General features: G+C 66.8%; 9 protein-coding genes. 5 read left to right on the forward strand and 4 right to left on the reverse strand.

The features are described from left to right. Positions 1-8: 8 nt before the first annotated feature. The 4 genes from H162_RS0126020 to H162_RS0126035 are packed head-to-tail and all read right to left on the reverse strand — an operon-like array spanning position 9 to position 5,503. The gene (locus H162_RS0126020; RefSeq protein ID WP_020656415.1) at positions 9-1,925 is read right to left on the reverse strand and encodes a bifunctional sugar phosphate isomerase/epimerase/4-hydroxyphenylpyruvate dioxygenase family protein; all 1,917 of its coding nucleotides are present in this window, start codon (positions 1,923-1,925) and stop codon (positions 9-11) included. A gap of 11 nt (positions 1,926-1,936) precedes the next feature. Next, positions 1,937-2,845, reverse strand: a complete 909-nt coding sequence (locus H162_RS0126025; RefSeq protein ID WP_020656416.1) for a shikimate dehydrogenase — start codon at positions 2,843-2,845, stop codon at positions 1,937-1,939. Positions 2,846-2,901: 56 nt separating this feature from the next. Beyond that, entirely contained in the window at positions 2,902-4,323 is a 1,422-nt protein-coding gene (locus tag H162_RS0126030; protein WP_020656417.1) for an MFS transporter, read from the reverse strand. A 49-nt stretch (positions 4,324-4,372) separates the two neighbouring features. Continuing rightward, the gene (locus H162_RS0126035; protein WP_020656418.1) at positions 4,373-5,503 is read right to left on the reverse strand and encodes a porin; all 1,131 of its coding nucleotides are present in this window, start codon (positions 5,501-5,503) and stop codon (positions 4,373-4,375) included. Between the two features lie 292 nt (positions 5,504-5,795). On the opposite strand from H162_RS0126035, the gene H162_RS0126040 reads away from it, so the two are divergent. The 5 genes from H162_RS0126040 to H162_RS0126060 form a co-directional block, all read left to right on the forward strand. Further along, a complete protein-coding gene (locus tag H162_RS0126040) occupies positions 5,796-6,683 on the forward strand; it encodes a hypothetical protein (protein ID WP_020656419.1) in 888 nt (295 codons plus the stop codon). Then, the gene (locus tag H162_RS0126045; protein ID WP_020656420.1) at positions 6,680-7,558 is read left to right on the forward strand and encodes a sugar phosphate isomerase/epimerase family protein; all 879 of its coding nucleotides are present in this window, start codon (positions 6,680-6,682) and stop codon (positions 7,556-7,558) included. The genes H162_RS0126040 and H162_RS0126045 overlap by 4 nt, the downstream gene beginning before the upstream one ends. A gap of 116 nt (positions 7,559-7,674) precedes the next feature. Next, complete coding sequence (locus tag H162_RS0126050; protein WP_020656421.1) at positions 7,675-8,763, forward strand: tartrate dehydrogenase; 1,089 nt, start codon at positions 7,675-7,677, stop codon at positions 8,761-8,763. 132 nt (positions 8,764-8,895) lie between these two features. Beyond that, entirely contained in the window at positions 8,896-10,242 is a 1,347-nt protein-coding gene (locus tag H162_RS0126055; RefSeq protein WP_020656422.1) for a dicarboxylate/amino acid:cation symporter, read from the forward strand. 39 nt (positions 10,243-10,281) lie between these two features. Then, positions 10,282-10,811 (forward strand): glycerate-2-kinase family protein (locus H162_RS0126060; protein ID WP_156885814.1); only part of this gene is annotated, 530 nt, incomplete at its 3' end.

The raw sequence follows: 10,811 nt of genomic DNA on the forward strand, positions 1-10,811 counted from the left end.
GGGTGGTGTCAATCGCGTTGCCGGCCTTTCCAATGCGCCAGCGCCGCCAGGCGGAACGGCGCGTTGGCGGCGCCGTAGCCGTCGTAGCCGTCGCGCCGCTCGATGATCTCGAAGAAGAAGCGCTTGTCGAAAGGCGTGCTGTAGGCATGCAGGAACTCGCCCTGGTCCCCACGCTCCAGCATCACGCCAAGCGCGCTCCATTCCTCGAGCGTGGCCTGGTCGATGCCGTACCTGGCGCCCAGGTCGTCGTAGTAGTTGGCCGGGATCGCCAGCATCGGCATGCCGCGCTCGCGCAGGCGGCGCACCGCGGCGGCGACATCGTCGACGGCGATCGCGATATGGGCGATGCCGGCGCCGCCGAACTCGCCCACCGTGCGCCCGGCCGCGGTGCCGGGACGCTCGGAGACGTTCAGCGCATAGCGGACCGTCTTGTTGGGCGCTTCCAGCGCGCGACTCCGAATGATACCGTAGGGATCGTGGAGGACGGTATTCGGCGTCGGTTCCAGGCCCAGCAGGGCGCGGTAGAACAGGACCCAGCTGTCGAGTTGTCCGGCCGGCAGGACGGTCGCGATGTGATCGATGCGGGCCGCCGCGCCGAGGCAGCTGTCGGTTCCGGCCCCGTCCTCGAGCACGAAATCGGCCTCGAAACCGTGCTTGCCGCCGAGGTGGGTGTCGACAAAATAGACCAGGCTGCCATCGGGCGCCTTGATCGCGGGAATGGTCAACTCGTTGGGGCCGACCTGGCCCTCGACGCGGACCGCGCCCAGGGCTTCGGCGCGCGCCAGCGCGGCGGCGGCGTCATCGGTGGCCAGGGCCACCGCGCAGGCGGAACTGCCGTGCTGGTCGAAATAGCCGCGCGCGAAGGAATCCTCCTCGAGGTTGAGGACGATGCGCAGCTCGCCCTGGCCCAGCAGTTCGACGTTCTTGGAGCGGTGGCGGCCGATCGGGAGGAAGCCGAGGGCGGAGAGGAATGCGCGCAGCCGGACGGCGGTCGGCGCGTCCACCGCGAATTCGATGAAGGCCCAGCCGTGCAGGACCGGCGGCGGGGGTGGATCGAGCAGCACCGCGCGGCCCAGCTGGCCATGGGTCAGCCCTGGGTGCTTCAGCGAAGGCAGGCGCCGGACCTGTTCTTCCAGCCACAGCAGCGAGCGCATGGCGTCGGCCGCGGTGCTGCGCGCCGGGGCGGCCCGGCATTCGTCGCTGAAGATTTCCAGCGACATCGGCCCGCTGTAGCCGCTGTCGAGCACCGCGCCGACGAAGCCGGTGACCTCCATCTCGCCCTGGCCCGGGAAGCAGCGGTAGTGGCGGCTGTGCGTCAGGGGATCGGTATTCACCCAGGGCGCGTCGGCCAGCTGCAGGTAGAAGATCTTCTGGCCCGGGATATCCTTGATCGGATGCCAGTCGTCCCTGAGCGCCAGCGTATGGAAGCTGTCGAGCGCCACGCCGAGGTTCGGACGGTTGGCGCGCTGCACGATGTCCCAGACCTGGCGGTAAACCTTGACGGCCCCGCCCCAGGCCAGGGCTTCGAACGCGATGCGCAGCTTGCGCCGCGCCGCCCGTTCCGCCAGCAGCGCCATCTGCTCGGCGCGCAGGTCGAGGTCGCTGGATGCGCTGGCCGAGATATTCGCGCACACCAGGATCAGGTCGGTGCCCAGCTGCTCCATGATGTCGAACTTGCGCTCGGCGCGGTCCAGGTTGCGCTGCAACTGTTCGGCGCTGACGCCGTCGAAATCGCGGAAGGGCTGGAACATGTCGACGCGCAGCCCGAGATCGGCGCACATGCGGCGGATGTCGGCCGGCGTCCCGGGAAACTGCAGCAGGTCGTTCTCGAAGATTTCGACGCCGTCGAAACGGGCGGCGGCGGCGGCTTCCAGCTTTTCCGGCAGCATGCCGGACAGCGAGACGGTGGCGATCGATTTGCGCATGGCGCGGCTCCTTATTCCTGGGGGCGCTTGGCGGCGACGAGGGCGCGGAAATGCGCATCGATCCGCGCGGGATCCGGCTCGAGGCCCGTGAACAGCCTGAAGGCGCCGACCGCCTGGCCGACGGCCATGCCGCCGCCGTCGGCCGTCGGGCAGCCGCGTGCGCGCGCTTCCTGCAGCAGCATGGTGTCGAGCGGGAAGTACACGACTTCCGAGACCCACAGCGAAGGCCGCAGCAACTCCTTGGCCAGCGGCAGGCCGGGCTGGGAGTACATCCCGACCGGCGTCGCGTGGATCAATCCGCTGGCGCCATCCAGCGCCGCGGCCAGGTCGGTGGTGGCGCTGACCCGCCCGGCGCCGTGCTGGGCATTGAGCTTGTCCGCCAGTGCGGCGATGCGCACCGGGTCGATATCGACCACCACCAGCTGGCCCACGCCCAGGCGCAGCGCCGCATCCGCCACCGCGGAACCGGCGCCGCCGGCGCCGAGCAGCACCACCCGCTCCAGGTCGGCGTCGGGCAGGGCGCGCCGGAAACCCCAGGCCCAGCCGGAGCCGTCGGTGTTGTGCCCGACCAGTTTGCCGCCGACATTGACGACGGTGTTCACGGCGCCCATCGCCTGCGCCTCGACCGACAGCCCGTCGAGCAGGGGCAGGATCGCCTGCTTGTAGGGGAAGGTGACGTTGAAGCCGGCAAAGCCGATCGCCCGCATGGCCTTCAGCAGCTGGGGCAGGTCTTCGGGACCGGCGCCCGGTTCGGCCAGGTCGATCAGCTGGTAATGCAGGCGGATGCCGTGTGCGCGGGCTTCCTGTTCATGCATGGCCGGACTCAGCGAATGGCCGATGCCGCGACCGATCAGTCCCACCAGCAGCTTGCGCGCGGTGGCGACGGGGGCTTCGGCCGCCGGGTTGGTGGTGGTAGTCATGGTGTCATTCCTTTCGAATTCGTGCTTGGTCCGGGTGCTCGCTGGTGCGGCGCGCATCAGTGGGCGGTGCCGGCGGTGGTCCTGGACATGGCGGACGCGCCGAGGCTCTGCTGGCGCAGGCGTTCGTACTCGGCCTCGCCGACCGGCACGGCGTCCGGGTTGCCCAGGTCTTCCATGCGGACCCGGTAGGTTTCGCGGGCGCTCAGCGCAGCCAGTGCGGCCAGGACGGTGACGGCCAGCGTGATGGCGCCGACGGTCAGCGGGATGTTGGCGGCGCCCGGAGGCGCCACGGTGGCGAACACGGCCGGCAGCATGGCGGTCACCAGGGTGCCCAGGTTCTGCGAGATCGCCATGGCGGACACCCTGGTACGGGTCGGGAACAGTTCCGGGTAGAAGCTCGGGAACACCGCGTTATAGCCCTGGTAGACCACGCCCCACATCAGCACCGACATCACGATCGCCAGCGGCACGTTGTGGATGCTGATGGCGTACAGGTAGCCGAAGGACAGCAGGCCCGAGCCGATCGCGCCGACGATCAGCGGCGGGCGGCGGCCGATCTTGTCGGACAGGTTGCCGACGAAGGGAATGACCAGGACGGCGACGATATTGCCCAGCACCGGAATCCACAGGTAGACGTCCTTCGAGAAGCCGATGCCGTAGCCGGGCTGGACCGCGTAGGCCGCGCCGAAGATCGTCGCCACCACCGGGACCACGTTCATCAGGGCCATGCAGACGACGCGCAGCATGTCGCGCCAGCTTTGCTGCACCGCCTGCACCATCGGCGCCTTCGGACGGGCCTTGGCGGCGCCTTCTTCCACGAAGGCCGGGGTTTCGTCGACGTTACGGCGGATCATGAAGCCGACCACGATCACCACGAAGCTGAGCAGGAAGGGAATGCGCCAGCCCCAGGAGTTGAAGGCCTCTTCGGGCATGTAGTGCGCCAGCGGCAGGAACACCGCGGCGGCAAGGATCTGGCCGAACTGCACGCCTTGCAGGGTAAAGCTGGAGAAATAGCCGCGCCGGCCGAAGGGCGCGTGCTCCAGGATCATCGAGCTGGCGCCGGAAATCTCGCCCGCCACCGCGAAGCCCTGGATCAGGCGCATCGCCACCAGCAGGATCGGGGCCAGCATGCCGACCTGGTCATAGGTCGGCAGCAGCCCGACGCCCATGGTCGAGAAGCCCATCAGGAACATGCAGACCACCAGTACGTGCTTTCGCCCCTTGGTGTCGCCCCAGTGGCCGAGCATGAAGGCGCCGATCGGGCGCGCCACGTAGCCGACGCCATAGGTCGCCAGCGAGGCGATGATGGCGGTCTTCGGGTCGCCCTTGGGGAAGAAGATCTGCGGGAAGATCAGCGATGCCGCGGTGGCATAGATGAAGAAATCGTAGTACTCGAGCACCGAGCCGATCCATCCGCTCAGCGTTGCCTTGCGCGATTTTTCGCTGTCATGCGCCTTGTGCGTCGTTATGGTAGCCATACTGTCTCCTGATGTATTAATAACGGTGAGAATTCGAAGCCGCTTCGCCTCAGAAACGATGAAGGATGCCCAGCTGCAGGCCGGTCAAGCTCCGGCCATTGACGTCGTCGCCCGCCAGGTTGGCCGAGGGCGCGCCCGAACTGCCGAAGCGGAAGCCCGCGTTGTCCTGGTTCTTCAGGTAACTGAGAAAACTGTACAGGGTGGTGCGCTTGGACAGGGAATAATAGGCGCCGACGTTGGCGCCGCGCGCGCCGGCATCGCCGCCCGAGGTGTCGCGGATCACGCCGGCCAGGGCGCCCACGCGCAGGGCCGGCGTCAGGCGGTAGTCGGCCGAGAGCTGCCACATGTTGTAGAAGCGTTCGGCGTTCGGATCGGTCCCGGCGAAGAAGTTGTTCGGGCTGCCGATATTGCTCAGGATGGTGCCGGCATTGCGCCCGTTGGCATTCGCGGTCGAGTTGTTGCTGCGCGCGAAGGCCAGGTAGACGGTGCCGGCGGAGTACTTGTAGTTGGCATACAGGTGGTGGTAGCTCACCTTGCGCTGCACGGTCGCCGTCAGGGAGTTGGGGCTGGCCTGCAGTCCGGCATAGCCGAGCCGGAACGGCCCGTTTTCATAGTCGAGCGCCGCCTGGATGACCGGCTTGTTGTTGCGGGTGGCGCCGGTGCCGCCGTTTTCCGGCAAGGCATAGTGCAGCGACAGCATCAGGCCGGCCTTGCGCGGCGAGCGGTAGGAGATATCGTTCTCGTAGCGCGAGGGCACGCCGAAGGTGTTGATCACCGAGCCGAAGGTGGTGCGTTCGGTGTAGTCGATCGCGCCGCCGGTGAGGAAGATCTCGGTGTTCTGCCGGCCCATGCGCACTTCGCCGGCCGGGGTGCTCAGGCCGACCCAGGCCTGGCGGTCGAACAGGCGCCCGGATTCGGCGGAGGCGCCGGTATCGGCGTTGACGCCCATCTCGAGGGTGTATTTCACGTCGTAGCCGGGACGCAGGGTTTCGGAACCCTTCAGGCCGAGGCGGCTGCGCAGGATGGCGCCGTCGTTCAGGCCGGTGATGTGGGCGCCGGTGCTGCTGCGGACATGGCCGACGTATTCGTCGATGGTGCCGTACACGGTCACGTTGCCCTGGGCCTGGGCCAGTCCGGCAACGGCGCCCAGTACCAGGGCGGCGAGAGGTTTGCTCTGCATGTTGTCTCCTTGAATTTGTCCGGGCGCGCCTTCTGTGTGCCGCCTCGCTATTGTCTTTTGGGTCGGGCCGCACGTGGCGCCGCTCCCTTCGATGTGAAAATAGTAAAGCAGATATGGCGGACAAGATGTGCGTTAATCGACAAAGTGTGCGCCTATCGCCCACATGGTTCATAAATTGAACGCTATCAACTTCGCCCCGGTGTCCTGCTGTGCAGCACGAATCGGGCATTTGCTGTGTTGGAAATGCGTTATGATTTGAACCGCTGACAGCATCGGGGAGTGACAGACAGACATGATCACCACGGACCAGAATGCGGCATCCGGCAATCCACTCGGCATTGCAGGCATTGAATTCATCGAATACGCGACCACCGAGCCGCTCGCCTTCGGCGCCCTGATCGAGCAGATGGGCTTTGTCGCGATCGCACGGCACCGCTCGCGCGAAGTGATCCTGTACCGGCAGGGCGACATGAACATCGTCGTCAACGCCGAACGCAACGCGCGGCCCTCGTCGGCGCGCGACGACCTGCCGGCCTCGGTGATCAGCGCGGTGGCCTTGCGCGTGCGCGACGCCGATGTCGCCTACCGCCACGCGGTGGCCATGGGCGCCTGGGCGATCCCGAGCCGGGTCGGCGTGATGGAGCTGAATATTCCCGGCGTACACGGCGCGGGCGACTCGATCCTGTATTTCGTCGACCGGATCGGCGATTTCTCCATCTACGACGTCGACTTCAAGCCGATACCGGGAGCGCCGCAGCAGCCGCCGGCGCTGGCCGGCATGCATTTCTTCGGCATCGTGCAATCCGTCGACGAGGGCCGGCGTCCCGAGTGGATCGACTTCTACCAGCAACTGATGTACTTCGTGGTGCTGCCCGAGGACCAGTTCTTCGGCGCGGTGCCGAAGGGGATACTGCTGGCCAGTCCGTGCCGCAGCTTCTACCTGCAACTGATCGACCCGCCGCCCGGCGCCGGTGGCCTGCAGTGGGAAGAGCAGCTGATGCGCATCGGTTTCGGGGTGCCGGACGTGGCGGCGGCGGTCAGCGCGCTGCAGGAGCGCGGCATCGCCTTCATGGAGCGCGCTTCGGCGCAGGAGAGCGGGAAGGGCGCGCTGACCCGCCTGTACCGGGGCGGCGTGAGTTTCGAACTGGTGGTGAGCGACCGGGGCGCGGGTGCCGCATGAACCTGGCCGACTTCGGGATGGACAGCATCACCCTGGCCGGCCCGCTCGAAGCGAAACTGGCGGCCTGCCGCGCGGCCGGCTTTTCCCAGATCGTCCTGTGGGCGCGCGACCTGGCCGAGCATCCCCTCGGCATGCCGCATGCGGTGCAGGTGGTCAGGGGCAGCGGCCTGCGCGTCACCGCGCTCCAGGTGATGCGCGACTACGAAGGCCTGAATGGCCCGCTGCACGAGTACAAGCTCGACATCGCCCGTCACCTGCTGCAGGCCTGCAGGGCGGTCGGCGCCCGCCTGCTGCTGGTCTGCTCCAGCACCTCCAGCCACGGCAGCGGCGATGACGCGCTGATCGCGCGCGACCTGGCCAAGCTGGCCAACTCCGCGGTGCCCATGGGCGTCAGGATCGGCTATGAAGCCCAGTCCTGGGGCCGCCATGTGCATACCTGGGAGCAGGCGTGGGAAGTGGTCGACATGGCCGCCCACGCCAACCTGGGCGTGGTGCTGGATTCCTTCCACATGCTGGCCAGCGGGGCCGACCTGGAGCGGCTCGACGAAATCCCGCCCGACAAGATCGCCCTGGTCCAGCTGTCCGACTTCATGTGGCGCGACCTGCCCAGCAATGCGGAGCGCATCGAGACGGCGGGGCATTTGCGTGTCTTTCCCGGCGAGGGCAGCCATTCCGCCGAACTGTCCGGCATGCTGCGGCGCCTCGACCGCGCCCGCTACCGGGGCGATTACAGCCTGGAAGTCGTGAACGACGATTACCTCCAGCTGCCGCCCGAGCTGGTCTGCGCGCGCGCATTGACGGCGGCAAAGTGGATCACCGACCAGGTGCTGCGGCGCAGCCTGCAGGTGCGCGGTTATGCGGGCCAGACCTGGTAGGTGCGGGGTATTGTTAAATTACAGTTGATAGTGGATTGAATTGCGCGCCGTTTTTATGCCTTTCCAGGGGTTACAGTGCATGCACGACATCACCCAACCACACTGGAGACAGCACAATGAAGACCTATCAGATCGCAACCATCCCTGGCGACGGCATCGGCAAGGAAGTCGTCCCGGCAGGACAGCAGGTACTGGAAGCAGTGGCCGCGAGCCGCAGCGAATTCCAGTTCTCGTTCGAAAACTTCGACTGGGGCGGCGACTACTACCGCGAGCACGGCGTGATGATGCCGGCCGACGGCCTCGACGCCCTGCGCGGCAAGGATGCGATCCTGTTCGGCTCCGCCGGCGACCCGGACATCCCCGACCACATCACCCTGTGGGGCCTGCGCCTGAAGATCTGCCAGGGCTTCGACCAGTACGCCAACGTCCGCCCGACCCGCATCCTGCCCGGCATCGACGGCCCGCTCAAGCGCTGCGCCGCGGAAGACCTGAACTGGGTCATCGTGCGTGAGAATTCCGAAGGCGAATACTCCGGCGTCGGCGGCCGCGTCCACCAGGGCCATCCGATCGAAGCCGCGACCGACCTGAGCGTCATGACCCGCGCCGGCGTCGAGCGCATCCTGCGCTTCGCCTTCAAGCTGGCCCAGTCGCGTCCCCGCAAGCTGCTGACCGTGATCACCAAGAGCAATGCCCAGCGCCACGCGATGGTGATGTGGGACGAGATCGCGCTCGAGGTCTCGAAGGAATTCCCGGACGTGAAATGGGACAAGGAACTGGTCGATGCCGCCACCGCGCGCATGGTGAACCGCCCGGCAACCCTGGACACGCTGGTCGCGACCAACCTGCACGCCGACATCCTCAGCGACCTGGCCGCCGCCCTGGCCGGCAGCCTCGGCATCGCGCCGACCGGCAACATCGATCCGGAACGCCGCTACCCGTCGATGTTCGAACCGATCCACGGTTCGGCCTTCGACATCATGGGCAAGGGCCTGGCGAATCCGGTCGGCACCTTCTGGTCGGTGGTCATGCTGCTCGAGCACCTGGGCGAGAACGAGGCTGCCAAGCAGGTGATGCAGGCCATCGAGAACGTCACCGCCAACCCGGCCCTGCACACCCGCGACCTGGGCGGCACCGCGACCACCGCCGACGTCACCAAGGCCGTCTGCGATTTCCTGAGCAGCCAGCAGCAGCGCGCCGCTGCCTGACAACCCCCTCATCGGCGCCGTCATCGCACGGCGCCTTTTCGTTTGCGGGCGCCACGCGCCAGATCCGCCCCCGACCGGCCAGCAAAGAGCACTGGAGGGGAGTCCGGACGCAGCACACATCAAGGAGACATCATGAAGCGTTTCTTCGGGAAACTGTACGTCCAGGTATTGATTGGCGTCGTGGCAGGGGGCCTGCTCGGTTTTCTTTATCCTAAACTCGGCACCGACCTGAAGCCGCTGGGCGACGTGTTCATTCGCCTGATCAAGATGGTGTTCGCACCCGTCATCTTTGCGATGGTCGTGCTGGGTATCGCCAAGATGGAAAGCATGAAGGAGCTGGGCCGGGTCGGCGCCCGCGCCCTGATCTATTTCGAAGTCCTGTCGACCTTCGCCCTGCTGCTCGGGCTGGTGGTCGTCAACGTGTTCAAGCCGGGCGTGGGCATGAACGTCGATCCGAAGACGCTCGACGCCGGCGCCATCTCCAACTACACGGCGGCCGCCGAGAAATCGCAGGGCTTCATCGACTTCCTGCTCAACATGGTGCCGACCAGCATCGTGGAGGCGCTGGCCAAGAACGACATCCTGCAGATCCTGGTGTTCGCCACCTTCTTCGGCATCGCCCTGTCCCACATGGGCCGGGCCGCCAAGCCGATCGTCGATGTGCTGGAAGCCTTCAGCAACGGCATGTTCGTCGTGGTCGGCATGGTCATGCGCATCGCCCCGATCGCCGCCTTCGGCGCCATCGCCTTCACGGTCGGCAAGTACGGCCTCGGTTCCCTGGTGTCGCTCGGCCAGCTGATGGCGTGCATGTACATCACCTGCGCCGTGTTCGTGTTCGTCGTGCTGGGCTCGATTGCCCGACTCTCCGGCTTCAGCCTGTGGAAATTCCTCCGCTATATCAAGGATGAGATCTTCACGGTCCTGGGCACCAGCTCGTCGGAATCGGTGATTCCGCAACTGATGCGCAAGCTGGAATACCTCGGCGTCTCCAAGCCGGTGGTCGGCCTCGTCATCCCGTCGGGCGTCACCTTCAACCCCGACGGCCAGTGCATCTACTACACGATGGCGGCCATCTTCATCGCCCAGGCCACCAATACGCCGCTGAGCCTCGTGGACCAGTTCGTGATCCTGGGCGTGCTGATGGTGACCTCGAAGGGTTCCGCCGGCGTCACCGGTTCCGGCTTCATCACCCTGGCCGCGACCCTGGCCTCGATGGGGAATATCCCGGTCGCGGGCATGGTGCTGCTGCTCGGCGTGGACCGCTTCATGTCCGAAGCCCGCGCCATCACGAACACGATCGGCAATGCCGTCGGCACCATGGCCATCGCACGCTGGGTGGGCGCGGTCGACCGCGAACGCATGCAGCACATCCTCGACGGCCACGACACCTACCGCGAGACGGAGTCGATCTACGAAACCCCGGCAGCGACCGTGGACGCGGCGCCGGAGCTGGTGAAACTGCAAAAGCTGTCCGCCTGAGCCCCAGTGTCGACGGCGTCTAAGGAGCACAACATGGATATGGCGAATCATCCCGATACCAAGAAAGCCGGCGCAAGCGCCGCCGCCGCATACCCCGGGCGCGAACGGAAGCTGCTCGAAGTGCTGTTCAGGACCGCCATCGCAGCTGCGCAGCCGGCGTTGTGCATCCCGCCGCACCTGCCCGCGCCGCCCGCCGGCCGCCTGATCGTCGTGGGAGCCGGCAAGGCTTCCGCCGAAATGGCGCGGGCAGTCGAGAACAACTGGCCGGGCAAGCTCGAAGGCCTGGTGGTGACGCGCTACGGCTATGCGGTGCCGTGCGAACGCATCGAGATCGTCGAGGCGGCGCACCCGGTCCCCGACCGGGCCGGGGAGGACGCGGCCAGGCGCATGCTCGGGCTGGTCGGCGGCCTCACGGCGGACGACACGGTGCTGTGCCTGATTTCGGGCGGCGGCTCGTCGCTGCTGCCGCTGCCGCTGCCCGGCATCAGCCTCGAGGACAAGCAGGCCGTCAACCGCGCCCTGCTGGCCTCGGGGGCCAGCATCGGCGAGATGAACTGCGTGCGGCGCCA

This window comes from Massilia niastensis DSM 21313, assembly GCF_000382345.1.
GTDB lineage: Bacteria > Pseudomonadota > Gammaproteobacteria > Burkholderiales > Burkholderiaceae_D > Telluria > Telluria niastensis.